The organism is Alistipes sp. HGB5, from assembly GCF_000183485.2.
Taxonomy (GTDB): Bacteria; Bacteroidota; Bacteroidia; order Bacteroidales; family Rikenellaceae; genus Alistipes; species Alistipes finegoldii.
The window spans coordinates 38,705-65,548 of sequence record NZ_AENZ01000057.1; the positions used below are offsets into that span (position 1 = coordinate 38,705).

Sequence of the window (26,844 nt, forward strand, 5' to 3'; positions counted from 1 at the left end):
AGAAACGGTATACGCCGGGCCGTTATTACGCGATCGTCACTTCGGGATCGAGATATACGTCCTGAATGGCGTTGAGCAGGGCTATGCCTTCGTCCATGGGCCGCTGGAAAGCCTTGCGGCCGCTGATGAGACCCATGCCGCCGGCGCGTTTGTTCACCACGGCCGTCATGACGGCCTCCTGCAGATCGGACGCGCCGTGCGACTCGCCGCCCGAATTAATCAGCCCCACGCGGCCCATATAGCCGTTGGCCACCTGATAGCGGCAAAGGTCGATGGGGTGGTCGGTGGTCAGCTTCGTGTAAACCTCGTCGCGGGTCTTGCCGAAACCGATGGCGCGGAAACCGCCGTTGTTCTCCGGAAGCTTCTGCTTCACGATGTCGGCCTTGATGGTCACGCCCAAGTGATTCGCCTGCCCCGTGAGGTCGGCCGAAGCGTGGTAATCGACGCCGTCCTTCCTGAAGCTCCCGTTGCGCAGGTAACACCACAGGATCGTCGCCATGCCCAGCTCGTGGGCATAATCGAACGCCTCGGCGATCTCGACCAACTGGCGGCGGCTCTCCTCCGAGCCGAAATAGATCGTGGCGCCGACGGCGGCGGCGCCCATGTTCCAAGCGTCGCGCACGGTGCCGAACATCACCTGATCGTAGGAATTGGGGTAGGAGAGCAGTTCGTTGTGGTTGAGTTTCACGATGAACGGAATCCTGTGCGCGTATTTGCGCGCCACGGCGCCCAGCACGCCGAAGGTCGAAGCCACGGCGTTGCAGCCGCCCTCGACAGCCAGCTTCACGATATTCTCCGGATCGAAATAGGCCGGATTCGGAGCGAACGACGCGCCGGCCGCATGTTCGATGCCCTGATCCACGGGCAGGATCGACACATAGCCCGTACCGGCCAGACGGCCGTGGGAGAGTATCCACTGCAGGCTGCCGAGAGTGCGGATATTGCGGTCGGACTCCATCCAGACCCGGTCGACGGTGTCGGGCGCGGGAAGATACAGCAGTTTCTTGTCGATGGTCCGGCACACATGGGAAAGGTAGTATTCGGCCTTTTCCCCAAGAATTTCAATCGTCTTGCTCATAATCTTTCGTATTTTACGACATGCCCTGCAATTCAGGGTCCAAACACGACAGACGGCGCGAAACAAAAACTGCCCCGGTATCGGGGCTGCTTATTTTTTCGTGTTGCGGTACTCGGTGGGAGACTCGCCCGTATGCTTCTTGAAATAACGCCCCAGATAGGACTGGTCGGGAAAATGCAGGCGGTAGGCGATCTCCTGCACCGACAGATCCGTCGACTGCAGGAGCATCTTGATCTCCAGCAGCACCGAGCGGTCGATGAACTCCTTGGCCGAGCTATGCGCGATATTGCGCACGATGGTCGAGAGATAACGTGTCGAAATGCAGAGTTTGTCGGCATAGAACGACACCTCGCGCTGCTGCGAACTGTGTTCGTGCACCAGCGCGACGAAACGGTGGAAAAGCTCCGTCTGGCGCGTCGTCGTTTCGGGCGTCTGCTGCTGCATGTTGGCGTAACGCTGCAATTTGTCGTAAATCTCCAGCAGCACGTTCTGCAGGCGGTTGCGGATGATCGTATTGCGGAACACATTGTTGCGGTCGCGGTAGGTGTATGCGGCCATCTGAAACCAAGTACTGGCGCCTTCCACGATGCGGGCGGGCGGATAGGTGATCGGATTTTCGCGCAGGATTCTGAAAAACGACGGTTCGAGACGGAAACCGGCTTCGGCGAAAAGGTCGCGCGAGAAGGCGCAGAAGGTCATCCGGAAATCCTCCGTGCGGTTGGTCAGCATCAGCAGCGAGCCGGGCAGCACCAGAATCAGCGTGTTGCGCCGCACCTGACCGCAATATTGGTTCACGGTGGCGTCGGCGCTGCCCTTGCGGCAGTAGAGGATCGCCCCGCCTTCGCAGCGGCTCGCATAATTGCCGAAAAAGGCGAAATCGGACTCTCCGACGACGAACTGTTCTTCCGGTGTGGTTATTATGGGGTTAGTCGCTGACATAACAATTCTTTTTTCGAACAAATTTAACGCTTTTTTCATTAATTTCCTAAATTTTGTTCCGAAAAACACCAACACTGTTCGCAATATAATGGCACATCGTCGGCCTTTTTACGGTACTTTTGCACCGTAAAAAGTTTTTTTAGTTTAAAAAAGAGGAGAATTATGAAGCAAACATTTGTGAAAGCAGCCGTCATGGCCTGCTTCATGGCAGCCGTTTCGTGCGGACAGGCACCGACGGCAATGGGCCCCGCGGAATACGCCGTGATGACCATAGCCACTACCGACCGCGAAATCCCGATCAACTACTCGGCGACCATCCGCGGACGTCAGGACATCGCCATCTATCCGCAGGTTTCGGGAACCATCTTCGAACTCTGCGTAAACGAGGGTCAGACCGTTTCGAAAGGCCAGCCCCTTTTCATCATAGATCAGGTGCCGTACAAAGCGGCGCTGCAGACCGCAGAAGCCAACGTGGCGGCTGCCAAAGCCGGCGTAGCCACGGCGCAGCTCACCTACGACAGCAAAAAGGAGCTTTACGCCAAGAACGTGGTTTCGCAGTACGACCTGCTGACGGCCGAAAACACGCTGCTGACTGCCAAGGCCCAGCTCGCGCAGGCCGAAGCGCAGCGCGTAAACGCCGCCAACAACCTCTCCTATACGGTCGTGAAGGCTCCGGCCAACGGCGTGGTGGGAACGCTGCCGTACCGTGTCGGCGCGCTGGTCAGCGCATCGATTCCGCAGCCGCTGACGACCGTATCGGACAACTCGGACGTATACGTCTACTTCTCGATGACCGAGAACCAGCTGCTCAACCTGACCCGTCAGTACGGTTCGATCGCCAACACGCTCAAGAACATGCCCGACGTACGGCTGGTGCTCAACGACGGTTCGGTCTATGACCGGACGGGCCGCATCGAGTCGATCAGCGGCGTCATCGACACCTCGACGGGCAGCGTACAGCTGCGCGCCGTGTTCCCCAATGCGGACGGCCTGCTCCATAGCGGCGGCGCCGGCAGCGTGATCGTGCCCAACATCCACAAAGACTGCGTAGTCGTACCGCAGGTGGCGACCTTCGAACTGCAGAACAAGGTATACGTATATAAGGTAGAGGACGGCAAAGCCACATCGTCGATGATCGACGTGGAGAAGATCAACAACGGCAGAGAGTATATCGTCAAGTCCGGACTTACGCCGGGCGACGTGATCGTTGCCGAAGGCGTAGGTCTGCTGCGTGAAGGTACGCCCATTGTCGTCAAGGGGCAGGGCGCCGCAGCACAGACAGCTCCTGAGGCCGCAACCCAAACCGAAAAGGAGGAATAACCTATGACACTGAAACATTTTATCGAACGACCCGTACTGGCGTCGGTCATATCCATCGTAATCGTAATCGCCGGTCTTATCGGTCTCGCGACGCTGCCCGTCGAGCAGTATCCCGACATCGCTCCCCCGACGGTGATGGTGCGCGCCTCCTATCCGGGAGCCAGCGCAGAGACCATCCAGAAATCGGTCATCGTACCGCTCGAACAAGCTATCAACGGGGTGGAGGACATGACCTATATGACCTCCAGCGCCGCAGTCGGCAGCGCATCCGTAACGGTTTACTTCCGTCAGGGAATCAATGCCGACATGGCCGCCGTCAACGTGCAGAACCGAATATCGCGCGCTACCGGACAGCTGCCCTCGGAGGTGACGCAGATCGGTGTGACCACCATGAAGCGCCAAACCTCCATGGTGAAAATATTCTCGCTTTACAGCCCCGACGACTCCTACGACGAGACGTTCCTGTCGAACTATCTGAAGATCAACATCGAGCCGCGCGTTCTCCGTATCGCGGGCGTCGGCGAAGCCTTCACGCTGGGAGCCGACTACTCGATGCGTATCTGGCTCAAGCCCGACGTGATGGCCCAGTACAAGCTCATCCCGTCGGACGTAACGGCGGCCCTCGCCGAGCAGAACATCGAGTCGGCAACCGGTACGCTGGGTGAAAACTCGCAGAACACGTTCCAGTATACGATGAAGTACCGCGGACGTCTGATGACTCCGGAGGAATTCGGGGAAATCGTACTCCTCGCACAACCCGACGGTACGATCCTGCACCTGAAAGACGTCGCCGACATCGAGTTGGGCAGCGAATCCTATGCCTACAAGGGCTACACCAACGGCCATCCGGGCGTTAGCACGATGGTCTTCCAGACTGCCGGTTCGAACGCCACGCAGGTCGTCAACGAGATCAACGCACTGCTCAAAGAGGTCGAAAGCGAACTGCCCAAAGGCGTCGCCATCGCACACCTGCAGAGCGTGAACGACTTCCTCTACGCCTCGATCAACGAAGTGATCAAGACGCTGATCGAAGCCATCCTGCTCGTTATCCTCGTGGTATACGTCTTCCTGCAGGATATCCGTTCGACGCTGATCCCCACGATCTCGATCCTCGTGGCGCTGGTCGGAACCTTCGCGTTCCTCTCGGTGGCCGGGTTCTCGATCAACCTGCTGACGCTCTTCGCGCTCGTCCTTGCCATCGGTACGGTCGTCGACGACGCCATTATCGTGGTGGAGGCTGTCCAAGCGCGTTTCGACGTGGGATATAAGTCCTCCTATATGGCAACCATCGACGCCATGTCGGGTATCACCTCGGCGATCATCACCTCGACGCTGGTCTTCATGGCCGTGTTCATTCCCGTAGCCATGATGGGCGGAACGTCGGGCGTATTCTACACGCAGTTCGGCATCACGATGGCCGTGGCCGTCGGTATCTCGGCGATCAACGCCCTTACGCTCTCCCCGGCCCTCTGCGCACTGCTCCTCAAACCGTATCTCGACGAGAACGGCGAAATGCGCGACAACTTCGCGGCACGCTTCCGCAAGGCTTTCAACAGCGGATTCAGCGCCATGATCAACAAATACAAGCACGGCGTACTGCTCTTCATCAAGCACAAATGGCTGATGTGGTCCACGCTCGGACTGGCGTTCGCCGCCCTTGTCTTACTGATGAACACCACGAAGACGGGTCTGGTGCCCGACGAGGACCAAGGTACGATCATGGTCAACGTCACAACGGCTCCGGGCACTTCGCTCGCCGAAACGCATCAGGTCATGGAAGAGGTCTCCGCCCGCATCAAGGCCATTCCCCAGATCAGGGACTTCATGCAGGTGGCCGGCTACGGTATGATCGCCGGTCAGGGCTCGTCCTACGGTATGTGTATCATCAAGCTGAAGGATTGGGAGGAACGTCCCGAAAAAACGGATGCCGTAAACGCGGTCATCGGTCAGATCTACGGACGCACGGCCGATATCAAGAACGCGCAGATCTTCGCCGTGGCGCCGCCGATGATTTCGGGTTACGGCACCTCGACCGGCTTCTCCATGCACCTGCAGGATAAGTCGGACGGCAGCCTGACCGACTTCTACAACATCTACCTGCGGTTCATCGGAGCGCTGAACCAGCGTCCGGAGATCGCAATGGCCTACTCGACCTTCAACATCAACTTCCCGCAGTACGTCGTAAGCATCGACGCGGCGAAGGCCAAACGCGCCGGCGTATCGCCCAACGCGATTCTCTCGACGCTTTCGGGTTACTACGGCGGCCAGTACGTTTCGAACGTCAACCGCTTCTCGAAGATGTACTATGTGACGATTCAGTCCGACCCGAAATACCGTCTCAACACCGAGTCGCTCAATAACGTCTTCGTGCGTACGAACAACGGGGAGATGGCTCCGCTGGGACAGTTCGTGGACCTGACGAGGGTTTACAGCTCCGAAGTGCTCAACCGCTTCAACATGTACAGCTCGATCGCCGTGAACGGCACCGCCGCCGACGGATATTCGTCGGGCGACGCCATCCGCGCCATTCAGGAAGTCGCGGCGCAGGTGCTCCCGAAAGGCTACGGTTACGACTTCGACGGCATCACCCGCGAGGAGGCGCAGACAGGCAGCAACACGACGATCATCTTCGGCATCTGTCTCCTGCTGATCTACCTCATCCTGAGCGCTCTGTACGAGAGCTTCCTGATTCCGTTCGCCGTCATTCTCTCCGTGCCGTGCGGTCTGCTGGGTTCGTTCCTCTTCGCCAAGATGATGGGGCTGGAGAACAATATCTACCTGCAGACGGGTATCATCATGCTGATCGGTCTGCTTTCGAAGACCGCCATCCTGATTACGGAGTACGCCGCCGACCGCCGCGCCGCGGGCATGAGTCTCACGCAGGCCGCCGTATCCGCCGCCAAGGCCCGTCTCCGTCCTATCCTGATGACCGTCCTCACCTGCGTATTCGGTATGATTCCGCTGGTGTTCTCGCACGGTGTGGGCGCCAACGGCAACTCCACCCTCGGTTCGGGTGTCGTGGGAGGTATGATCGTCGGAACGCTGGCGCTGCTGTTCCTCGTACCGACGCTGTTCATCGTCTTCCAGACCCTGCAGGAGAAGGTCAAGCCGCTGGAGTTCGATCCCGATCCGCAGTGGGCCGTGCGCGCCGAGCTGGAGGAGTGTAAAAACGAGAAAGAGTAACAAGATGAAAAAGCTTATTATCATACTGGCCGCAGCGGCCATGACCGGCTGCGGCATCTACAAGCCCTATACGCGTCCCGAAGTGAAAACCGACGGACTTTACGGCACGGCCGAAACCGCCGATACGATGACGATCGGCAATATCGGCTGGGAAGAGATGTTCTCCGATCCCTACCTGCAGACGCTTATCCGGCAGGGACTGGAGAACAACACCGACCTGCAGTCGGCGCAGTGGCGGGTAAAGGAGGCCGAGGCGACGCTTAAATCGGCGCGTCTGGCTTACCTGCCGTCGTTCAACTTCGCACCGCAGGGCAACCTGAGCAGTTTCGACTGGGCGACGCCGTCGAAAACCTACAACATTCCCGTGACGGCAAGCTGGCAGATCGACATTTTCAACGGTCTGACCAATGCCAAGCGCAAAGCCAAAGCGCTCTACGCCCAGAGCCGGGAGTACGAGCAGGCCGTGAAGACGCAGCTGATCTCAGGCATTGCAAACCTCTATTACACGCTGCTGATGCTCGACGGGCAATATGAGGTAACCGAGCAGACCGCCGTGAAATGGCGCGAGAGCGTGCGCACGATGCGGGCGATGAAGGAGGCCGGCATGGCCAACGAAGCCGCCGTCGCCCAGTACGAAGGCACCTGTCTTTCGATCGAAGCGTCGCTGCACGATCTGCAATACCAGATCCGTATGGCCGAGAACAGTCTCTGCACGCTGCTGGCCGAAGGCCCGCACCAGATCGAGCGCGGCCGGCTCGAAGGACAGCGGCTGCCCGACGACCTGACGGTGGGCGTGCCCGTGCAGATGCTTTCGAACCGTCCCGACATCCGCAGCGCCGAGTATTCGCTCATGCAGTCTTACTACGCCACCAGCGAAGCACGCTCGGCCCTTTATCCCACGATCACGCTGAGCGGCACGCTCGGATGGACCAACAACAGCGGCATGGGGATCAAAGATCCCGGCAAGATCCTTTGGTCGGCGGCGGCATCGCTTCTGCAGCCGATCTTCAACGCCAATGCCAACCGCGCCCGCGTGAAGATCGCCAAGGCACAGCAGGAGGAGACCAAGCTGGCGTTCCAGCAGGCGCTGCTCAACGCCGGCGCCGAGGTGAACAACGCTCTTACGCAGTGTCAGTCGGCCCGCGCGAAGGCCGATCTGCGGGTACAGCAGATCGAGGCGCTGGAGCGCGCCGTGGAGAGCACGGAACTTTTGATGAAGCATAGCAGCACGACCTATCTGGAAGTGCTGACCGCCCAGCAGTCGCTGCTTTCGGCCCAGCTGTCTCAGATAGCCGACCGCTTCGACGAAATACAAGGCGTCGTGAACCTCTATCAGGCTCTCGGCGGCGGTCGTGACATGGCTGAGGAGGCGAAATAATGAAGCGGGGAGCGACCAAGGAGGAGATCATCCGCATTACGCAGACTCTCATCGCCCGGAACGGCATCCGTGCCGTCCGGGTGGATGAGATCGTCCAGACGCTGGGTATCTCCAAGCGCACCCTGTATGAAATGTTCGCAGATAAAGACGAGTTGATAAGCTCCTGTCTCGACTCTATGAGCAGCCAGCAGCGCGCACGCATTGCAACGTACCGGAAACGGCGCAGCGGCAGCGCCCTGCAGAGGACTTTCAAGCTGGCATACGAATATATCGCCAACCTCTACATGGTCGAAAGCAGTTTCTTGTCGGACCTGCGCCATAAAATAATTTATGCGGACCATTTCGACGAACACCGCGAGTTCTGGCGCCGCGAGCTGGCGCACCACCTCGAAGCCAGCAAGGAAGAGGGGTTGCTGCTTCCCGAAATCGAGGGCGCAAGTTTTGCAGACCGCATACTGGAGACGATTCTGGAACTACGGCTCAACAACGCCACGCGAGAGGAGGTTTACCTTTTTTGCAGAACGATTCTGCGCGGTGCGGCGACCCGGCAGGGCATCGAACGCATCGACAGAAAACGATAAACCGTATTTCGTAACATCAGAACGCTCCGCAACGAATCGTTGCGGAGCGTTTTTTTCGACGGTTCAATAGAGGAAGAGGAAGGTCTCCCCACACAAAACAAGGCCGCAGGAAAAACCTGCGGCCTTGCGGTTCGGAATAACCGATACGAACTTTAATAGAGCATATCCTCGTCGGCTTCGTCCTCGTACCAATCCACGTGCTGGGCACCGCCCGATGCGGCCCATGCGTTGAAATAGGTATAGGCGGTGCGGATGTCCTTGCGCTCGGCAGGGTAGCGGAACTCGCCCGAAATCATCAGCGCCCACATCATGTAGTTGTCCTTCATACCCGTTCCTTTCGACACGAAGTATTTGTAAGGCTCGGCTTCGGTGAACGTATTGCCCGAAACGACCGCGAATCCGGTCGGCTTATAGGTCGGCATATGCACCTCGGTATCGCGGCTGAATACGCCCGAACTCTTCGAATTGACGACGATAAAGGCGTTGACGGCCGATTCCAGCACCGCAGCCGCATCGACGGGCCGGGTGAAAGTCACGGTAGTCGTATGCTTCACGGTCGGAACGGGCGCCGTACCTTTGGAGGTATTGATGTAGGTGCCTTCGCCGAGAATCTCCTGCGCGGTGTTGAAGAGCGGAATGACGGCATATTCGTTGCCGGATTCGAGACCCGGTCCAGCGAATGCCCCCTTGCCGAAGGCCGTGTTCGTCGTCTCGACACTGGCGACCTGCGAAGCGGCGACCTTGTCCAGCTGCACGGCGAACGCATTGAGGTGCGCGGCGCCGGCGGCTTTCAGCTCCCAGTTGATGCGGATGGAACCCACCTTGCCGCTTTCCTTGTTCACGAGCCGGTCGATGCCGGTCACGACGACCACGTCGTTCATATCGTAATCGCCGATCCACGGCCAGCCGTCCTCGAAACAATAGGTGTAGGGCGCACCGATCACCTCGATGATTTCGGGTTCCGGCTCCGGGTCGGGAGTCACAGGCTCCTTGCCTCCGTTGCATTTGCTCCCGGCAATCACGACCGTCTGCCTGTCACGCATCACGGCGCCGTCAATCAGGCTGCCGGCGTCGATGACATATTTCGCATCGGCCGCATTGTCGTAGACGACCTCCATAAGACCCTCGAACTTGGTGCCGTAATAACGCGAGCTGACACCCTTCTCCCGGATCACAACCACGGCCATCGGCTGGTCGGCCTGCGCCTGACTGACGATGCGCACGTTGCCGCCCGATCTGCTCGCATTGTACTCGTCCATCGAGAAGATCGAGCCGGCTGCGGCATACAGCTCCGTATTGCTGTTGAAATAGACCGTTCCGGCGTCGAGACCCGAACCCGAAGCGATGTAGAACTTCGCCCCTTCGGCAATGACGTCGTCCGCTGCGGTATGGCAGTTCACGTAGAGCGTACCGCCGCCGCGGGCTTCGAGCCTATCCATCCGGGCCACACCTTTCTGGTAGGTCACCGAATAGTTGGTCACGTAGAAGGTCCCGTCGATGGCAACCGTGCCGTTCTCGCAGTTGTGAAGCTCGGCGTAGGTATTGAGCCGGAAATCAGCACTTTCGACCTTGCCGTCGTTGTAGAGCTTCGCCTTGTTGGTGACTTCGACTTCACCCGCCTGCAATGCGGCCGACGCTCCGTTGTAGAACTCGCAGGAGGTGTTGACGTTGAACAGTCCGTTGACAACGAACGTGCCTTCGTTGACGATGGTCTTGCAGGAGAAGCTCGTCTGATCGGTGGTGAAAGTACCGCCCTCGAATACATAGATGGCCGGATAGACCGCATTCTGCTGGAGGTTGGCTTTCGCCTCCCTGATATATACTTCACCGCCCGGAAGCACCGCAAGGGTCGCCTGTCCGATAGTAACCGACGCATTGAGCGTCAGTTTGCCCGCCACGTAGAGAACCGGAGCGGAATGAGGCGAGAACTTGCCGTTCAAATTGATATTGCCCGTAATCTCGGCGCCCGCGGGAATGTAATATTCCGCCGCCGCGGCATAGGGTTTGGCGATCCAGATGGCTCCGAGGTCGATATTGCCCGCCGGCGTCTGGCGGATAACCGCGCCTTCGGCGAAGTCGCTTTCCGTCTTAACCGGCAATGTCGGATAATCGGGCATCGACGAGCTTTCGCTGCGTGTAGCAGCGGAAGTGCGGATTTTGTGCGCTTCGGCGCTTTTCATCACGGCGCCCGCAACATTGAGAGCCGCGGAAACCGGCTGCATGCTGACCGACACGGTACCGTCGGGCAGGGTAGTCTGCACATAAAGGTTCCTGACCCCGGCGGGCAGCGTCATGGCCGTCGAGAAAACAGGCTGCGAAGCCTTTACCTTGTGCATTGCGCACATTCTTCGAGACAAAGATAAACATTATTTTCAACTCCAAATCATTTCCGCTCATTTATTTAACAAAACAGGCCACAATCGCATCTTTGGCATGCAAAATTCCGACCGAGGAAAAGGTTTTTCCAAAAAAATATCCCGCGGCGAGCGTAAAACTCAAAAAAACCGCTATATTTGCACCATAGGAAACAGATCCGAACGCTGAAATGACTGCAATGAACACATACGACAGCCCGTACCGCGGAACACTCCGCGGTATGATGACCATGGGTATGATGTGCATGCGCAGCCGATTCCGCCGGGTGTAACCTTTCCGTATGCACGAACGACACAATCCGGCTTCCTTCGAGGTCGGATTTTTTTGTAACGAACAAACAGCGAAATATGACTCCGAAAAACTACCGATTCGAAACGCTGCAGGTACACGCAGGCCAGCAGCCCGATCCCGCGACCGGTTCGCGCGCACTGCCGATCTACCAGACCACGTCCTATGTTTTCGACAGCGCCGAACAGGGCGCGGCACGCTTCGCCCTGCGCGAAGAGGGTAACATCTACACCCGTCTGAGCAATCCCACGACTTCGGTTTTCGAAGAGCGCATGGCTGCGCTCGAAGGGGGCACGGCGGCCGTGGCCGCCGCATCGGGCATGGCCGCCCAGTATCTGGCGTTCAGCAATCTGGTCGAAGCGGGCGACAATATCGTCAGCACGTCGTTCCTCTACGGCGGCACGTTCAGCCAGTTCAAGCATACGTTCGCCCGCATCGGCGTCGAAGTGCGCTTCGCTCAGGGCGACGACATCCGAAGCATCGCATCGCTCATGGACGACCGTACGAAAGCGGTTTATCTGGAAACGATCGGCAATCCCGAATTCAACGTACCCGACTTCGAACCCATCGTCGCGCTGGCGCACAAGCACGGCATTGCGGTAGTGACCGACAATACGTTCGGCGCGGGCGGATTCCTCTGCCGGCCGATCGAATGGGGCGTGAACGTCGTGACGCACTCGGCGACCAAGTGGATCGGCGGGCACGGCACGAGTCTGGGCGGGGTAGTCGTGGACGGCGGCAACTTCGACTGGGGCAACGGCAGATATCCGCTGCTGAGCGAACCCTCGGAGGGGTATCACGGCTTCAATTTCTGGAAAGAGTGCGGCAAAACCGCCTTTGCGACCCGCACCCGCTGCGAAGGGCTGCGCGACATCGGCCCCTGCATCAGCCCGTTCAACGCGTTCCTGCTGACGCAGGGACTCGAAACGCTCTCGCTGCGCGTACAGCGCAGCGTGGACAACGCACTTGCGGTCGCGGAGTGGCTGGAAAAGCATCCCAAGATCGAACACGTCAGCTATCCGGGACTCAAAAGCAGCAAGTACCACACGCTGGCGAAGAAATACCTCCGCAACGGTTTCGGCGGCGTGCTGACGTTCCGTGTGAAAGGCAGTGCGGAGCAGGCGTCGAAGATCGTAGACAACCTCGGTCTGATCAGCCATCTGGCTAACGTCGGCGACGCGAAAACGCTGCTCATACACCCCGCATCGACCACCCACGCCCAGCTCGGCGAACAGGAACTGGCCGCTTCGGGCGTATATCCCAACCTGCTGCGGCTTTCGCTCGGCATCGAGCATATCGACGACATAAAGGAAGACCTGAACAAAGCGCTGAAACATCTGTAATGGAACCCCGCATTTACATAGCCCCCGAACCGTTCCAGCTGGAAACGGGACACACGCTGCCGGAGCTGAAGATCGCCTATCACACCTACGGCGAACTGAACGCCGCGCACGACAACGTGGTGTGGGTATGCCATGCGCTGACGGCCAATTCGGACGTCGCGGACTGGTGGCCGCACACGGTCGAAACGGGGAAATTCCTCGATCCGGCGCGTCATTTCGTCGTCTGCGCCAACATCCTCGGCTCGCACTACGGCACGACGGGACCGCTTCACACGAATCCGCAAACCGGCACACCGTACTACCGGGATTTCCCGCCCTTCACGATCCGCGACATCGTGCGGGCGCACATCCTGCTGGCCGACGCCCTCGGCATCGGACGCATCGGCGCGCTGGTCGGAAGTTCGGTGGGCGGATTTCAGGCCGTCGAATGGGCCGTCACGGAGCCGCAGCGCATCGGCAAACTGGTGCTGATCGCCACCTCGGCCAAGGCGTCGCCGTGGAGCATCGCCATCGACGAGACGCAGCGCATGGCCATCGAAGCCGACCGGACGTTCGGCGAGCCGCGCGACGACGCGGGAATGGCCGGTCTTGCGGTGGCCCGCGCCATCGGCCTGCTGACATACAGGGGATCGCTGGGCTACAACCTCACGCAGCAGGACCGCGAAGAGCTTCCGGCCGTGCACCGCGCATCGAGCTACCAGCAGTATCAGGGAGAGAAGCTCTGCAGACGCTACAACGCCTACTCCTATTACGCCATTCTCAACGCATTCGACACCCACGACGCAGGACGCGGCCGCGGCGGGGTAGCGGCCGCCCTGAGTCGGATCGCGGCCCGCACGATCGTCGTCGGCATTACGACCGACATCATCTTCACCCCGACCGAGATGCGTGAACTGCAGGGCATGATCGCCGGAAGCGTCTACCACGAAATAGACTCGCCGTTCGGACACGACGGATTTCTGGTCGAGCACGAACAGCTGAACGACATCCTCCGTCCGTTCATGAATAACGAATAATCAACAAACATGCAGCATATGGGTAAAATTAAAATCGGCCTGTTCGGATTCGGCGTCGTCGGACAAGGTATTTACGAAGTGGTCCGCAAATCGAAGAACGCCAATGCCGAAATCGTCAAAATCTGCGTCCGCTCGCTCGACAAACCCCGTTCGATCGACCGTTCGCACTTCACGGACTCCCCGGCAGAGATCCTCGACAATCCCGAAATCGACCTGATCGTCGAGGTGATCGACGACGCCAAAGCGTCGTACGACATCGTGAAAAGCGCCCTGCTGAAAGGGATTCCCGTCGTTTCGGGCAACAAGACGATGCTGGCGCACCACCTGCCCGAAATGATCGAAATCCAGAAAAAGCACAACGTGGCGCTACTTTACGACGCCTCGTCGTGCGGTTCGATTCCGGTCATCCGCAACCTCGAAGAGTATTACGACAACGACCTGCTGCTCGAAGTGAAGGGTATCCTGAACGGTTCGTCGAACTACATCCTCTCGCGCGTTTTCGACCACAAGGATTCCTACGCCAACGCACTCGCGCAGGCGCAGGCGCTGGGATTCGCCGAAAGCGACCCGTCGTTCGACATCGGAGGCTACGATTCGCTGTTCAAACTGGTAATCATCACGGTACACGCGCTGGGCACCTATGTCGCGCCGGAGCGCATCTTCACGTACGGCATCTCGACGATTCACGATGCGGACATCCAGTACGCCCGCGAGAAGAACGTGAAAATCAAACTGGTGGCGCAGGTCGTGAAGGTAAGCGACGAACACTTCACGATGTTCGTCATGCCGGAGTTCGTGACGCCCGCCAAGTATATCTACAGCGTCGACGACGAGTACAACGGCGTGGTGATCCGCGGCGAGTGCTACGACCGGCAGTTCATGTTCGGCAAGGGGGCCGGAAGCCTTCCGACGGCTTCGTCGATCCTGAGCGACATCATGGCCCGCCTGCACGGCTACCGCTATGAATACAAGAAGCTGAGCTATATCCAGAAGCCCGACTATACGACCGACATCACGCTGAAGATATACGTCCGGTACACGGATACCGACATTCTCGGCATCCTGAACTTCACGAAGATTCACGAACAGTACACCAGCGAAAAGAGCAACTACGTCATCGGCGACATCCTGCTGAGCGAACTGATCGCCAAACGCGACCGGCTCTGCGGCGACGACGTGTTCGTGGCCAATATTCCGATCTTCTTCCTGAACCGCGACTGACGCCGGGCGCGACCGGGCAAAACACAAAAAACGCAGTGCAACCGCACTACAGAAAAGGTCCCCGAAAACGGGGACCTTTGTTTCGTTGCAGCGCTTCAGCGCACTATTTCGCGTCTTTCACGCAGCGAAGCGAAACTCCGTTACCCGCCGGCAGCGATGAAGGCGACGGGTTGCCGCCGGACGCATAGAACAACAGCGCACTGTAGCTGCTTCCCCCGTCGTCGGTCGCGGCGCTCATCAGATAACCGCTTTTAGCAGACGAGACATAGTTCTTTGAAACGGAATTCCACATGCCGGCGAGCGTAAATCCGCAATCGGGACCCACGGCCAGCGTTTGTAGTTCGTCGATATAAGGTACATGCCAGCCCTCCGGGCAGATTCCCCGAACCGGAGCGCCGGAAACGGCCTGTGCGCCGCCCAGCGCCGCAGTAAAGCTGTACAGCATGCCGTGTTCGCGGACGTACTCCGCATCCTCGTTGCCGTCGGGATACCAAATGCCCTTCGTCAGCAACGCTTCGTCGGGCACATAGCGCAGGTTCTCGGCCATCCAGACCGTTTCCCCGACAGTCGTCGTCCGGTAGGTCACGCCCCCGTAGGAGAGCGTCTGCGAATCGTCGTCGCCGCCGTCACCGCCGCCGCTGCCGTCGAGCGATCCGCCGTCTTCCCAATCACCGATATCGCCGCTGAGCGAAATTTGGATCTCCTCGTTGGTAACGAGAACCGACATATCGTACCGTCTGCCGCTTTCGAGCTGTGCCGAAGAGAGGGTTTTGCTGTGGCTCCTGCCGTCGTCCGTGGTGACCGTGACGGTCAGGGCGGCCTGCTGGGGCGCCAGTATCGCGCGATAGGTAGCGCCGGGCTTCACCTCGCAGGTTTTGACCTCCGCAGCGGCGACGCCGCTTTTGGCCGCCGCCTTCGGCGCCGAATAGTCGATCTCGGCCGTCGGAACGAGTCCGCCGACGCTGACTCCGGTCACCGCCGCACTCGAACTGTTGGAGACCACGATCGTCAGCTGCGACATCACATGGTAGAAAATCATGCCGACAGGCGCCGAAACGGGCGTAACGTCGGTTTTCACGGCCGCCAGCAGGTCGGACGGCCCGTTGCCCTGCGTCTGGTCCGAGGAGACGGTGAATTCGTCGGGTCTTCCGCCTTCGGCATAGGGATAATAGGCCGTCAATACGGACTTTTCATTCAGGTCGTTGTACCACGACAGCCCGGACGCCGTAAAAGCCGTGCCGTCGTAGGTCATCGGCACGTTCTCGGCGTACGGGGCACTCCCTTTGGAGATCGTCAGACCGATACGGTCGCCGGTATCGAAATGCAGACCCGTGACGCGCGTACGGATAGCCGGAGCGATCTTCACGCAAAGCGTACCTTTCTCGGACTCCGCGCAGCCGGCCGCAATAAGGACCGCCAGAGCCATGAACAAAATCTTTCTCATCTCTTGATAATCGTAAAAAGTGACTTTTCAGTACAAAAATAAACCTTTTTACGTTATTACCAAGTGTTTCCGCTAATTTTTGTAATAGGATTCGTCGAGTCCGAGAATGAAATCGTCCCGGCGGCGGAACGTGACGAGCGTGAGCGCCAGCACCAGCGCCGCATTGAAGAAAAACGGGAAACGGTCGCTGTGGGTTCCGAACAGATGCCGGAAAAGGTCCACGATAAAGGGACAGACCATCACGGCCAGATAGTTCATCGCCATCACGAACGACAGCGCCAGCGTCGCCGAGCGCGGCGGAGCGATCGTCGCCGCCTTGTCGTAAATGACGGGCTGGATCACGCCGTAGCCGAAGCCCGCGCACAAAACCCCGACGACGAGCATCGTCTTGTCGCGGAAAATACCCACGCAGAGCAGCCCGGCGCAGATCAATGCGAGCGAGACGAGATTGACGCTGCGCGTCAGCCGCCGGATAATCTTGTCGATGAAGAGTCCCGGCACCATGATCGCCAGAAAGAAAAGCGAGATCAGCACGCCGGAGAACGAGCTGTCTATCTTGTAGTCGTCGACAAGAAACGAGGCGTAGAACGTCACGACCAGCACGGCGTAGGTGGCGAAAAAATAGAACAGCATCAGCCCGACGAGCTTGCGGCGGTCAATCATCTTATGGCGCATCTGGATGCTCTGCTCCGGTTCGGGAGTGGAGCGTCCGCGCCTGAGGAAAAACGACAGGGCCAGCGAGACGCCCGGCAGGGTATAGACCAGAAAGGGCAGATGCCAGTTCACATCGGCCAGATAGCCGGCGACGACGGTGGCCAGCACGAGGGTCAGGTTGTTGATCGCCGAACTGTAGCCCAGCTGGCGCACGCGGTAATCGCCCGTGAAGTAATCGACCACAAGTCCCGTCGAAAGCGGAATCACCATGCCTGCGCCGATGCCGAGAATACAGCTGATGACGATCAGCCACGCCATGCTCTTGGCAAAAATGCAGGCGACGCCGCTCAGGAAGAAGACCGCAAGTCCGACGGTGAGAATCCGGAGTTTGTCCCTGCCCACGGAGAGGCGTCCCGAAAGCAGCACGAAGGGGATGATAAGCAGCGACGGAAGCGAGGTCAGCATCTGAATTTCGAGGTCGGTGGCTTTGGGAAATATCCGGTTCAGATCCCCCAGAATCGGAGATATGGCAAGTCCCGGCAGCGAGGCGATCGCCGACACGGACCAGATCGCCAGCAATACCGTAAGCGTGATCGTACCTTTTCCTGTTTTGATTTTCATTGCCCGGCAGTTTACCGCCCGACACCGCAACTGTTATACCAAACAACAACAGGCCGGCATGTTGCCGGCCCGTTGTCTTGTCTTGCATATCGGTCGTCTACAGATTCTTCACCTTCACGCAGCGCACCTGCATGCCGTTGGCGCGGGCATACGCTTCGGCAGGCGCGATGCCGCCCGTCCCGGTGAGCTTCTCGTACCAGAAATGAAGCGCGTGCGACTGCGTGCCGTTCACGGCGGTAGTCCAGTAAAGTCCCTCCCAAGGCTGCGCGATATCCGCACGGGTATACAACTTCATCTTCGCTTCATCCTTCGGAATATAAATATTCTGAATCTTGCCGTCGTCGTAGCGGCGGCGTCCGCCGCCCATGAAGAACGATTCGGCTTTTCCGTCGGTCAGCGTCCAGCCGAATTTCTCCTCGTCGCCCGCGGCGGGAGTTCCGACGATCTCAAGCCCGGCAAAAGCGGCCGAAGGAGCGACGCGCCAGCCGTAGGGGCAGGGGTCGTTCACGCTCTTTGCGCCGGCATCGCCGTCCGACGACCAGCCGGCATCGGACTTGCTCCAGAGCCAGTCGTTATTCGACTCGGCGACGCCCGTAACAAAGGTAAGCGGGTGTTTGACGGCATAATCCATCGTTCCGGTCTCGGCACTCGACGCGACCATCGTCACATAGGTGCGGCTGCCGCTGTCGTTGTACATCGCGGCGCCCTGACCGCTGGAGATCTTATAGGTGCTCGGCCCGATGAACGGATCCTTGCGGCCCCACTGGTAATAAAGACCGTAGGAGGCCAGTATCTCGGACGTCGTCGCATTGCCGTTGGCCAGCGCGCCCAGATTGCGGGTCATCATCGTATAGCCGTTCAGCTCGACCGAAGCGTTTTCGCCTTCGGGATCGTAGTCCGTCGCCCAGACGTGCCAGCTCCAGATCAGTTCGTCGTTGGCATCGTAAGCGCCGATCACGGCGTTGCCCTTGAGGATCTTATTGCTGTCTTCGGTGTCGGCTCCGATGTAGAACGACGCCTTGCCGTTCTCCATCTGCAGATACTGCACCAGTCCCGACGCAGATTTCCAGATAACGCCCAGATGATCCGTCGCCAGCGGCGAACCGTCGCCTTTGTGCATGACGTCGAACAGGTAGTTGGTCTCTTTCACGGATGCCATATAACTGTTGGCCACGCCCGCCGCGCTCAGGTCCACGGTCTTTACGACGCCGACGAAAAGCACGCCCGAAACGCTCGTCCCGCCCGGAGTGACCCCGGCCAGCACGACCGTACCCGATTCGACGGCCGTACCCTTTTCGAGTGCCGTGGCCGAAGGAGCTATGACCGTAAGCATGCCCGTGGTTTGGTCGAGCATCGGCTCGTCCCAGCCCGTGGGCTGGCTCGTAACGGAGAGCGTCTTGATGTTCCGCAGGGTGAAGCCCACTGTAGCCATGCCGCTCGGCGCGTCGATGAAGACCGCAGGTTTGTCGAACGATACGGCGCCCGAATCCTTGTCCTTACTGCACGACACGGCAAACGCCGCCGCAGTCACGACCACGGCTATCAGTTTTACGAATCCTTTCATATTGCCCAAATTTACTTTATGTCAGTTTAAAAAATCTCTGCAAAGATACCAAAAAGCGGGATAAATCCTATAAAGGCATCCCAAATATTTCATCCGTCGGGATTTGGGAATAATTATTGCCGCCTACACCCAAACGAAATATAAACTCAAATAGTATGTCCAACATGTCCAATTTGAAAATTGAAACGGGAAGCTCCCCCGCAGAGGAGCGGTTCAGCATCACCGTAACCGAAACTGGCCCCTATCTGGTATACGGGCGGCCGCCGCTGGCCGAACAGTTCATCATGCCCGACGAGTCCAACGACAGCTGGTATTTTCAGGAGGGCAGGCACTTCTCGACCGAATCGGAACCCACGGCGCTATGCCGCTGCGGAGCCTCCCGCCGCAAGCCCTACTGTGACGGCAGCCATGAAAAAGCCAGCTGGGATCCGCGACTCACGGCGCAGCGGGATGCGCTGCTCGACAATGCCGAAGTGATCGACGGCGGCACGCTTCAGATGACGGACAACGAAAAATACTGCGTCTTCGCACGCTTCTGCCACCCGCATGGCGACGCATGGTCGCTCACCGAGCAGTCGGACGATCCCGAAGCGCGCAGGCTGGCCGTCCGCGAAGCTTCGATGTGTCCCAGCGGCCGTCTCATGGCATGGGACAAAGAGACGATGAAACCCTACGAATTCCGGTTCGAACCGAGTCTCGGCCTGATCGAAGACATTACGATCGGCGCCAGCGGCGGTTTGTGGATACGCGGCGGCATTCCCATGCGGCGCGAAAACGGGCAGACGTACGAAATCCGCAACCGCGTCGTCGCATGCCGCTGCGGACAGTCGGCCAACAAGCCTTACTGCGACGGCACGCATGCCGCAATCAAGTGGCGGGACGAACTCAACGGCGAACCGGTCGGCGAAACGCTCCCCGAAGAGGTGTACTGAACCGGCGGCGACGGGACGGAGGCTTCCGCGCCGTAGCGCCCCCGGCATCCGAAACGGGAAATCCGGCGCCCGGCTCCGGCGTTATCCGGCAGGGCCGCCTGCAATCCCGCCACAACATCTTCCACGATACGGAAAGAGAGGACCGTCCCGTACGGTCCTCTCTTCGTATTTCAATCCGGCACAATCCCGGAAACGCAGATTCCCGCAGGCTTTCCGGCCTTGCGGGAATCCGGAGTTCTGTCATTTGCAGAGAAAGTCGATATAATCGACAATAGCCTTGCTGCAGACCGGACAGAACTCGTCCGTTTTGTGCAGGTTGTTCATCAGGCAGTTCCGCCACGGGCGGTAGACGCCCTCGGCGGCATACCCGCCGCCTTCGAAAACGCCCACGACACCGTCGTACTCCTCCGTGTCGGGCGTCGGCACGGGAGTTCCCTCCGCCACCATCCGGCTCCAGAATTTATCCCCGAACCCGACGAGCGTCGTCAGGTTGGGTTCCCACGGTTCGATACTTTTCGCGTACATGTCGTCATAGGAGGTCGTGCCGACATATTCGTCGCCCAGCCCCAGCAGCAGATGGCCGAACTCGTGGACATGGATTTTTCCGGTGCGCGTGGGGTGGTGCGCGGCGCTGATGCCGTAAAAGTTGAAAATCCCGCCGCCACCGTATTTCTGTGTGTTCGAAAGCACATAGATATAATCGTAAGGCACATGCGCCGCCATGTCGCGCAGACGCTGGAAATCGGTCACCATCTGGTAGCGTTCCGAATCGAAGGTATAGAAACTCGCGCCGCAGGCCGTATTGCGCCAGACGTTTTCACCGGGGATGGTCACGCCCGAATCGTCGGAGGGAGCCCACACGGCGCGGACGTTGAAGCGCGCGGCGTTCTCCTTATAGGGCGAATAGCTGAAAAATTCGTCGGCGAACGTGCGGCAGGCCGACTCGAATTTGGCCCGCTCGCCGGCCCCGTAGCCCTCAGGCAGCAGGACGATGTCCACACGCTGCGCCGAATTGCCGGAATACATCACCTCGAACGTCTCGCAGCGGGGCGTGAACCGCTCGATAAAATAGGAATCGGGGTCGATATTCTGGCTGAAACGCTTCTCGAAACGCCCTTTGCCGTTGCGGGTGAAAATCTCGATCCGGCACGGACGTTTGGGATAGGGGAATACCACCGATTCGGGATAGGAGCGGCGCACGCTGTCGGCTTCGGGCGTACTCTGCCACTCGTTGAAAAGCGTGCAGAAGCCGCGGGAATAGATCTCCCGGCCCGACGCCCGGTCCACGATACGGAAAAACTGGTTGCCGTATCCGGTCGTATCGACCAGCGAGACCTTAGACCCTGCCCAGTAAGGCTCCTCCTTCAGCGCGTCGAAGAAATACTCCTCCGAGCGGCTGTCTCCGGCGTGATAGTAGTCGAAGCGCATCGTTTTGTCGAAAAAACAGTCGGCGAACGGCGTCTGCGCAGCGGCGGAGACGCCGGCTCCGAGAAACAGCAAAATAAAAATCTTCTTCATGGTTCGCAGCATTTCAGGGCGACAAAAAAGGGGTACGCACAGACGTACCCCCGAATCGGCCCGTTACGGGTTATTTCTTCTCCGGCCGTGCGATCGTCTCGCGCATCGTCGTGTCGGCCATGATGTTTTTCATTTTGTAGTAATCCATGATCCCCAGATTGCCGTTGCGGAACGCTTCGGCCATGGCCAGCGGCACCTCGGCTTCGGCGAGAATCACCTTGGCGCGGGCGTCCTGCGCCTTGGCCTTGTTTTCCTGTTCCAAGGCGACAGCCATGGCGCGGCGCTCCTCGGCCTTGGCCTGCGCGATGTTCTTGTCGGCCTGCGCCTGATCCATCTGCAGCTGGGCGCCGATGTTCTTGCCCACGTCGATATCGGCGATGTCGATCGAAAGGATTTCGAACGCCGTGCCGGCGTCGAGTCCCTTTTCGAGCACCACGCGGGAAATCGAATCGGGATTCTCCAGCACGATCTTATGCGAAGCCGCCGAACCGATCGACGAGACGATACCCTCGCCGACACGCGCCAGCACGGTCTCCTCGCCGGCGCCGCCGACCAGCTGTTTGATATTGGCGCGCACCGTAACGCGGGCCTTGGCGATCAGCTGGATGCCGTCCTTGGCGACGGCCGCTACGGGCGGCGTGTTGATGACCTTGGGGTTCACCGACATCTGCACGGCTTCGAACACGTCGCGGCCCGCGAGGTCGATGGCCGTGGCCATCTTGAAGTCGAGCATGATGTTGGCTTTCTGGGCCGATACCAGTGCATGCACGACGCTGGTGACGTTGCCGCCCGCGAGGTAATGGGCCTCCAGTTCGTTGGGATCGAGACTCAGGCCGGCTTTCGTGCTCTCGATCATCGAAGAGACGATCGTCGAGGGCGGCACCTTGCGCCAGCGCATCAGGATAAGCTGCAGCAGGCTGATCCTCACGCCCGACACCAACGCCGAGAACCAGAGTCCTACGGGTATAAAATAGAAGATGAGCCAGATCGCAAAGAGGCTCACGAAAATTATAAGAACGATCAATCCACCCTGAAAATCCATAGTTTTTTGTTTTTATTTGGTTGTTTTTACGATGACGCTGAAATTTTCGAACCCGACGACTTCGATCTCCTTCCGGGGGTCCACATAGGCGCCCAAGGATTTGGCCTCATAAGTCCGTCCGTTCACCTCGATCTTGCCCATCGGCGAAAGGCGCGAGAGGGTCGTGCCGCGGTCGCCGACGCTCAGCTCCTGTTCGGGCAGGGTAGGCATGCTCGACGAATTGATTTTCTGTTTGAGCGAGAAGCGCTGCCACGTTTTGGCGCGCAGCGAAACGACAGTGGCGATCAGCGACAACACCAGAATAACCAGCACGACCACCGAACCGGCCACGGGGCCGAGATCGCGGAATGCGAGGTAGATCGAACTGCCGTAGCAGACCAGCGCCAGAATCGCGCCGATCGACACGCCCGGCAGCAGGACCAGCTCCGCCACCAGAAAGAGCAGGCCGAAAAAGATGAGGAGTACAATATAGAACATCGTCATAGGGAAGTTGTTGAATATTGGACTAAAGATAGGAATTAAAATCAATTATTCCGCAATTTCAGCGACTTTTATTTCCAAAGCCGGGTCGGTCTGCGTCACCGCGGCCGCCACGCGGTCGGCCACGGCCTTGTCGTCGAACGTCCCGACGACGAAGAGCTGCTGTCCCACGCGCGAAAGCTCGCACCCCTCGGCCGTATCCGTAATCGCTGCCTTCACCGCGTCGGAAAGCGCTTCGGAGCTGACGATCTCGACCCGGTAGGCGATATGCTGCGCTTCGGGGTCCTTCGAAAGATTGCGGTACTCGCCGTCGGTCCACACGACGATTTCGGGGCGGACGAAACCGCGGGCCTTCAGCAGCTTTTGGGCCGCTTCGGCCTCCTCCCTCGTGGCGAAACCTCCGGCGTAGTAACACCATTTCCTGTCATCGTTGACCAGATAGGAGAGCGGGTAAGCGCCCCGGAAGGTCGATACGGCGCGCTTGGTATTGAACGTGCCGAGCAGGATGCGGTATATCGTCCCGTGCTCGTAGACCTTGCATTCGGGAATGGGGTGCTGATAGCTGTACTTCGGCGTCGAGGAGAAGGAAACGCTGTCGTAATCGAGGAAATAACGCTCTGCGACGTCGATCCGGGGCAGCCGGAAGTCGATGCCCTCCAGCTGCGCCATCACGCCCCGCAGCGAATCGCGCGCGGAGGTCAGCCCCAGCATATCGGCCACGGAGGTTTCATACCCGACGAGCACCTTCTTGCGCAGGAAATAGTCGGTCACGGCGTCCGAAGCGGTCTCGCCGCGCAGTTCAGAGAGCTGACGGGCGGCCTCCGAGAGCCGCTCCTCCTCGCGGGAAAGAATCGCGTCCCGCCCCAGCTTGTCCATCAGGTAGCCGTAAGCATAGCTCTTGTTGTCGAAGATGTAGTTCCATGCGTCGGAGAGCGAATCGGCCAGCACGCGGTTGAAGCCCTGCAGAGTCTTGTATTTGTCGTAAATCTCCGCCGCATCGGCTTCGGCCTGAGCCGCGGCGTAGGCTTCGGCCAGCTCGGAAATCGTGCCGTAATTGGCAAAATAGCGGTTCACGTAATCCACGGCATCGAATTCCAGCCGCTGCGCTTCGACGAGCGCGGCATAGTCGGCCTCCGGGAGCTGTTCCCGGAAATAGGGATTGCTGACCAGATTGCGCACCTTGAGCGAATCGGGAATCTCCGCCGCCGGATTTTCCGCGGCAGGCCCCGCCGGCTGCGACGCCGCGCCGTTCAGGTTGGCGAGCACCCACTCCTGCTCGATGGTGTTGATACGGTCGATCAGGCGGCCCTTGGCATTGCGGATTTCGAATATCCGGCTTTCGAGCTGCAGAATATCCTGCGAATACTGCTGGCGGCCCGCCGGGTTCTCGCGCAGCTGCCGCCGGGCGCGTTCCACGGCATTGACGATCGAATCTTCGCGCATCTGCAGCTGCGCATCCTCGCGCAGAAGCGACATATACTCCTCGTTGCTTTCGAGCCCCGCGATGCGGGCTTCGACTGAAAGCTGCTGCGCACGCAGGCTTCCGGCGCCCAGAAGCGCCGCGAACAGAAACAATATGCAAGTTTTACGAACCAACATTCCGGTTACCTCCACCATTTAATGAAAAAGAGTTGTATAAGCCCGAAAATCTCCAGACGCCCCAGAAGCATCAGCAGCGAACTGGATATCTTGAAAACGCCCGGCACGGACGAAAAATTATCCATCGACCCGACTTGGCCGAATCCGGGACCGACGTTGCCGATCGAAGCCACCGAGCCGGAGAAGCTGGTCATCAGATCGACGCCGAACATCGTCCCCAGCACCGTGCCGGCGAGAATCAGCATCAGGTATGCGACGATAAATATCATGACCGAATGGAGCGCTTCGTTCTCCTGAATGACCCCGTCCAGCTTGATGCGGATGATCGCGTTGGGGTGCTGCTGCTGGCGCAGGCGCGTGCGCATCATCTTCATCGCCAGCACCAGCCGGTTGGTCTTGATGCCGCCCGCGGTGGAACCCGCGCAGGCGCACACGATCGAACCGAAAATCAGCAGGATAACCGCAAACGACGTCCACTGGTTGGAGTCGGCCGTGGCGAATCCCGTCGTCGTAACAAGCGACACGAACTGGAAAAGCGCATGATGGAACGCGGCCGAAAACGTAGGGTATATGTTGGCGGTGAAGAGACTGACGGCGATCAGCAGGCCGCCGCCCAGCAGCATGACGAGGTACCAGCGCGTCACCTCCGAACGGAATATGTTGTTGCGTTTGCCGGTCACCGTCGCATAGATCAGTCCGAAGTGGATACCCGCCGTAGCCATGGCGAAGATCAGGATCGTGTCGATCATCGGACTGTTGAAATAGGCGACGCTGGCGTTCTTGGTCGAAAAACCGCTCGTGGCGCACGCCGACATGGCGTGGCAGAGCGAATCGAACCAGTTCATGCCCGCCATTTTGAGCAGCACCGTCGTCAGCACCGTAAGGCCCACATAGACCACCAGCAGAATCTGCACGATGATCTGGGTCCGGTAGCGGTAATTATCCTTGGCCAAGGTCGAAAGCTCGACGCTCGACAGCGTCATCTTGTTGCGCCCCAGCGAGGGGAGGATCAGCAGTGCGAACATGACCACGCCCATACCCCCGATCCACGTCGAGGACATGCGCCAGAACTGCAGCCCCCGCGGCAGCACCTCGATATCGTTCAGGATCGTCGATCCGGTCGTCGTAAAGCCCGAAACGCTTTCGAACCAAGCGTTCACCAGACTGAACTCCCCGCCCCAGATCAGGTAGGGGAACATGCCGACCAGACAGGCGACCAGCCACGAGCCGACCACGATGCAGAATCCCTCCTTGTTGGTGATCTGCTGCGTACGTTCGACGAAGATCAGCGGAAACGCCCCCAAGAGGGCCGTGAGCAGCGACGCGAGCAGCAGGGGATAGAACGCCGAATCCATGCCGCTGACAAAGGAAATCCCCGCCGACAACAGCATGAACAGCGCGATGAAAAGCATCACGACCCCGACATATCGCAAAACCACGTCTACTCGCATCGCAATCAGGATTTTGGCTGCTTGGAAACGGTTATCAGGGTCTCGATCTTCTCCTTCAGCTCCAAGACCTCGTCCTTGCAGTCGGCCTTGACGGCGAACGGCACGCGGAACGAGAGGTAGTCGCCCAGCCCCTTGTTCATCCGGATAATGGGGTTGACGCAGTAGACCGACATGAAGTAGTAGAGCATCAGCACGATGGCGATCATAACCACGAGCGAGATCAGCACCGGCGTAACGGCCCGGTAGGCGTTTTTCTTCATCTGCTCGGCACGCGGAGCCAGCGAGCTCTGCGTCGAAGTCATATAGTTCTTGATGGCAGCGGTCAGACGGCCGTAGAGGACTTCGTATTCGCTGTCATACCAGCTGCGGCCCACCGAATCGGGCGCGGCCGGATTCGCCGCGGCATGCGCTCCGAAGGCGAGGTAGTTGTCGGTCAGCAGGCGCAGCTCGGTCGTCGCGAAAGCCAGCGAGTCGAGAAACGACTTGTCGAGGGCTTCGCTCTGGGCCACGAGCAGCGTGTTCTCCAACCGCTCCATACTCGACCGGCAAAGGCTGTCGTAGGAGTTGTCTCCGAACACCGAAAGGCGGATAAGCGCCACGTTCTGCTCATAGGCGGCGTCGAGCATCTCCTTGGCCAGCTCGATGTTACGCTTGTTGGCCTTGAGGATTTCGCCCGTATCGCGGCTCAGGTGGCTCAGTTCCACGAACGAGACCATCCCCGAAAAAAACAGCAGGCAGACGATACTCAAAAAACCGATCGTCACTCTTCTGCGCATACCCGTCATACTTCTTTTGATTTTATCAATGCAAATATAG

The 26,844-nt window shown here is 59.0% G+C and carries 20 protein-coding genes; 8 read left to right on the plus strand and 12 right to left on the minus strand.

Features of this window, described 5'->3' with window-relative positions:
- Positions 1 to 25: 25 nt before the first annotated feature.
- Positions 26 to 1,078 (minus strand): class I fructose-bisphosphate aldolase, encoded by a 1,053-nt coding sequence (locus tag HMPREF9720_RS09875; protein WP_009598180.1) that lies wholly within the window; start codon positions 1,076 to 1,078, stop codon positions 26 to 28.
- A gap of 90 nt (positions 1,079 to 1,168) precedes the next feature.
- On the minus strand, positions 1,169 to 2,017 hold the full coding sequence (locus tag HMPREF9720_RS09880) for an AraC family transcriptional regulator (RefSeq protein WP_009598196.1): 849 nt from the start codon (positions 2,015 to 2,017) through the stop codon (positions 1,169 to 1,171).
- A 162-nt stretch (positions 2,018 to 2,179) separates the two neighbouring features.
- On the opposite strand from HMPREF9720_RS09880, the gene HMPREF9720_RS09885 reads away from it, so the two are divergent.
- From HMPREF9720_RS09885 to HMPREF9720_RS09900, 4 genes are read left to right on the plus strand one after another with little or no spacing between them, the layout of a single operon-like run.
- Positions 2,180 to 3,337, plus strand: a complete 1,158-nt coding sequence (locus HMPREF9720_RS09885; RefSeq protein WP_009598234.1) for an efflux RND transporter periplasmic adaptor subunit — start codon at positions 2,180 to 2,182, stop codon at positions 3,335 to 3,337.
- Between the two features lie 3 nt (positions 3,338 to 3,340).
- Positions 3,341 to 6,520, plus strand: coding sequence for an efflux RND transporter permease subunit (locus HMPREF9720_RS09890; protein WP_009598268.1), 3,180 nt, complete (start codon positions 3,341 to 3,343; stop codon positions 6,518 to 6,520).
- 4 nt (positions 6,521 to 6,524) lie between these two features.
- The gene (locus HMPREF9720_RS09895; protein ID WP_009598125.1) at positions 6,525 to 7,898 is read left to right on the plus strand and encodes a TolC family protein; all 1,374 of its coding nucleotides are present in this window, start codon (positions 6,525 to 6,527) and stop codon (positions 7,896 to 7,898) included.
- Complete coding sequence (locus HMPREF9720_RS09900; protein WP_009598266.1) at positions 7,898 to 8,479, plus strand: TetR/AcrR family transcriptional regulator; 582 nt, start codon at positions 7,898 to 7,900, stop codon at positions 8,477 to 8,479. Before HMPREF9720_RS09895 ends, HMPREF9720_RS09900 begins: the two co-directional genes overlap by 1 nt.
- A 152-nt stretch (positions 8,480 to 8,631) precedes the next feature.
- Here HMPREF9720_RS09900 and HMPREF9720_RS09905 read toward each other — a convergent pair whose 3' ends face one another.
- Positions 8,632 to 10,815, minus strand: coding sequence for an LruC domain-containing protein (locus tag HMPREF9720_RS09905; RefSeq protein WP_009598153.1), 2,184 nt, complete (start codon positions 10,813 to 10,815; stop codon positions 8,632 to 8,634).
- Positions 10,816 to 11,202: 387 nt separating this feature from the next.
- Between HMPREF9720_RS09905 and HMPREF9720_RS09910 the strand changes: the two genes are divergently transcribed.
- The 3 genes from HMPREF9720_RS09910 to HMPREF9720_RS09920 are packed head-to-tail and all read left to right on the plus strand — an operon-like array spanning position 11,203 to position 14,723.
- Complete coding sequence (locus tag HMPREF9720_RS09910) at positions 11,203 to 12,486, plus strand: O-acetylhomoserine aminocarboxypropyltransferase/cysteine synthase family protein (RefSeq protein ID WP_009598260.1); 1,284 nt, start codon at positions 11,203 to 11,205, stop codon at positions 12,484 to 12,486.
- The gene (locus HMPREF9720_RS09915) at positions 12,486 to 13,502 is read left to right on the plus strand and encodes a homoserine O-acetyltransferase family protein (RefSeq protein ID WP_009598176.1); all 1,017 of its coding nucleotides are present in this window, start codon (positions 12,486 to 12,488) and stop codon (positions 13,500 to 13,502) included. Before HMPREF9720_RS09910 ends, HMPREF9720_RS09915 begins: the two co-directional genes overlap by 1 nt.
- Positions 13,503 to 13,520: 18 nt before the next feature.
- Positions 13,521 to 14,723 (plus strand): homoserine dehydrogenase, encoded by a 1,203-nt coding sequence (locus HMPREF9720_RS09920; RefSeq protein WP_039940461.1) that lies wholly within the window; start codon positions 13,521 to 13,523, stop codon positions 14,721 to 14,723.
- Between the two features lie 103 nt (positions 14,724 to 14,826).
- Here HMPREF9720_RS09920 and HMPREF9720_RS09925 read toward each other — a convergent pair whose 3' ends face one another.
- From HMPREF9720_RS09925 to HMPREF9720_RS09935, 3 genes are all read right to left on the minus strand, one after another.
- Positions 14,827 to 16,167, minus strand: coding sequence for a fimbrillin family protein (locus HMPREF9720_RS09925; protein ID WP_009598290.1), 1,341 nt, complete (start codon positions 16,165 to 16,167; stop codon positions 14,827 to 14,829).
- Positions 16,168 to 16,239: 72 nt separating this feature from the next.
- On the minus strand, positions 16,240 to 17,442 hold the full coding sequence (locus HMPREF9720_RS09930) for an MFS transporter (RefSeq protein ID WP_009598138.1): 1,203 nt from the start codon (positions 17,440 to 17,442) through the stop codon (positions 16,240 to 16,242).
- 97 nt (positions 17,443 to 17,539) lie between these two features.
- Complete coding sequence (locus HMPREF9720_RS09935) at positions 17,540 to 19,006, minus strand: hypothetical protein (RefSeq protein WP_009598265.1); 1,467 nt, start codon at positions 19,004 to 19,006, stop codon at positions 17,540 to 17,542.
- Between the two features lie 164 nt (positions 19,007 to 19,170).
- On the opposite strand from HMPREF9720_RS09935, the gene HMPREF9720_RS09940 reads away from it, so the two are divergent.
- A complete protein-coding gene (locus HMPREF9720_RS09940; RefSeq protein WP_009598144.1) occupies positions 19,171 to 19,938 on the plus strand; it encodes a CDGSH iron-sulfur domain-containing protein in 768 nt (255 codons plus the stop codon).
- Positions 19,939 to 20,178: 240 nt separating this feature from the next.
- On the opposite strand, the gene HMPREF9720_RS09945 is transcribed toward HMPREF9720_RS09940, so the two are convergent.
- The 6 genes from HMPREF9720_RS09945 to HMPREF9720_RS09970 form a co-directional block, all read right to left on the minus strand.
- Complete coding sequence (locus tag HMPREF9720_RS09945; protein ID WP_009598233.1) at positions 20,179 to 21,456, minus strand: M64 family metallopeptidase; 1,278 nt, start codon at positions 21,454 to 21,456, stop codon at positions 20,179 to 20,181.
- Positions 21,457 to 21,526: 70 nt separating this feature from the next.
- Positions 21,527 to 22,498, minus strand: a complete 972-nt coding sequence (gene floA, locus HMPREF9720_RS09950) for a flotillin-like protein FloA (RefSeq protein WP_009598185.1) — start codon at positions 22,496 to 22,498, stop codon at positions 21,527 to 21,529.
- Positions 22,499 to 22,510: 12 nt separating this feature from the next.
- A complete protein-coding gene (locus HMPREF9720_RS09955; protein WP_039940405.1) occupies positions 22,511 to 22,981 on the minus strand; it encodes an NfeD family protein in 471 nt (156 codons plus the stop codon).
- Positions 22,982 to 23,026: 45 nt separating this feature from the next.
- Complete coding sequence (locus tag HMPREF9720_RS09960) at positions 23,027 to 24,595, minus strand: SPOR domain-containing protein (protein WP_139022484.1); 1,569 nt, start codon at positions 24,593 to 24,595, stop codon at positions 23,027 to 23,029.
- Positions 24,583 to 26,028 carry a TrkH family potassium uptake protein gene (locus tag HMPREF9720_RS09965; RefSeq protein WP_009598166.1) on the minus strand — a complete coding sequence of 482 codons (1,446 nt, stop codon included), beginning with the start codon at positions 26,026 to 26,028 and terminating at the stop codon, positions 24,583 to 24,585. Before HMPREF9720_RS09965 ends, HMPREF9720_RS09960 begins: the two co-directional genes overlap by 13 nt.
- A gap of 5 nt (positions 26,029 to 26,033) precedes the next feature.
- Positions 26,034 to 26,813, minus strand: a complete 780-nt coding sequence (locus tag HMPREF9720_RS09970) for a hypothetical protein (RefSeq protein WP_009598253.1) — start codon at positions 26,811 to 26,813, stop codon at positions 26,034 to 26,036.
- Between the last annotated feature and the right edge of the window lie 31 nt (positions 26,814 to 26,844).

What these genes read in the sequence shown, in the direction of transcription:
- HMPREF9720_RS09875 (WP_009598180.1), bottom strand. Translation starts at nt 1,078, where the DNA reads ATGAGCAAGACGATTGAAATTCTTGGGGAAAAGGCCGAATACTACCTT.
- HMPREF9720_RS09880 (WP_009598196.1), bottom strand. Translation starts at nt 2,017, where the DNA reads ATGTCAGCGACTAACCCCATAATAACCACACCGGAAGAACAGTTCGTC.
- HMPREF9720_RS09885 (WP_009598234.1), top strand. Translation starts at nt 2,180, where the DNA reads ATGAAGCAAACATTTGTGAAAGCAGCCGTCATGGCCTGCTTCATGGCA.
- HMPREF9720_RS09890 (WP_009598268.1), top strand. Translation starts at nt 3,341, where the DNA reads ATGACACTGAAACATTTTATCGAACGACCCGTACTGGCGTCGGTCATA.
- HMPREF9720_RS09895 (WP_009598125.1), top strand. Translation starts at nt 6,525, where the DNA reads ATGAAAAAGCTTATTATCATACTGGCCGCAGCGGCCATGACCGGCTGC.
- HMPREF9720_RS09900 (WP_009598266.1), top strand. Translation starts at nt 7,898, where the DNA reads ATGAAGCGGGGAGCGACCAAGGAGGAGATCATCCGCATTACGCAGACT.
- HMPREF9720_RS09905 (WP_009598153.1), bottom strand. Translation starts at nt 10,815, where the DNA reads ATGCACAAGGTAAAGGCTTCGCAGCCTGTTTTCTCGACGGCCATGACG.
- HMPREF9720_RS09910 (WP_009598260.1), top strand. Translation starts at nt 11,203, where the DNA reads ATGACTCCGAAAAACTACCGATTCGAAACGCTGCAGGTACACGCAGGC.
- HMPREF9720_RS09915 (WP_009598176.1), top strand. Translation starts at nt 12,486, where the DNA reads ATGGAACCCCGCATTTACATAGCCCCCGAACCGTTCCAGCTGGAAACG.
- HMPREF9720_RS09920 (WP_039940461.1), top strand. Translation starts at nt 13,521, where the DNA reads ATGGGTAAAATTAAAATCGGCCTGTTCGGATTCGGCGTCGTCGGACAA.
- HMPREF9720_RS09925 (WP_009598290.1), bottom strand. Translation starts at nt 16,167, where the DNA reads ATGAGAAAGATTTTGTTCATGGCTCTGGCGGTCCTTATTGCGGCCGGC.
- HMPREF9720_RS09930 (WP_009598138.1), bottom strand. Translation starts at nt 17,442, where the DNA reads ATGAAAATCAAAACAGGAAAAGGTACGATCACGCTTACGGTATTGCTG.
- HMPREF9720_RS09935 (WP_009598265.1), bottom strand. Translation starts at nt 19,006, where the DNA reads ATGAAAGGATTCGTAAAACTGATAGCCGTGGTCGTGACTGCGGCGGCG.
- HMPREF9720_RS09940 (WP_009598144.1), top strand. Translation starts at nt 19,171, where the DNA reads ATGTCCAATTTGAAAATTGAAACGGGAAGCTCCCCCGCAGAGGAGCGG.
- HMPREF9720_RS09945 (WP_009598233.1), bottom strand. Translation starts at nt 21,456, where the DNA reads ATGAAGAAGATTTTTATTTTGCTGTTTCTCGGAGCCGGCGTCTCCGCC.
- floA (WP_009598185.1), bottom strand. Translation starts at nt 22,498, where the DNA reads ATGGATTTTCAGGGTGGATTGATCGTTCTTATAATTTTCGTGAGCCTC.
- HMPREF9720_RS09955 (WP_039940405.1), bottom strand. Translation starts at nt 22,981, where the DNA reads ATGACGATGTTCTATATTGTACTCCTCATCTTTTTCGGCCTGCTCTTT.
- HMPREF9720_RS09960 (WP_139022484.1), bottom strand. Translation starts at nt 24,595, where the DNA reads ATGGTGGAGGTAACCGGAATGTTGGTTCGTAAAACTTGCATATTGTTT.
- HMPREF9720_RS09965 (WP_009598166.1), bottom strand. Translation starts at nt 26,028, where the DNA reads ATGCGAGTAGACGTGGTTTTGCGATATGTCGGGGTCGTGATGCTTTTC.
- HMPREF9720_RS09970 (WP_009598253.1), bottom strand. Translation starts at nt 26,813, where the DNA reads ATGACGGGTATGCGCAGAAGAGTGACGATCGGTTTTTTGAGTATCGTC.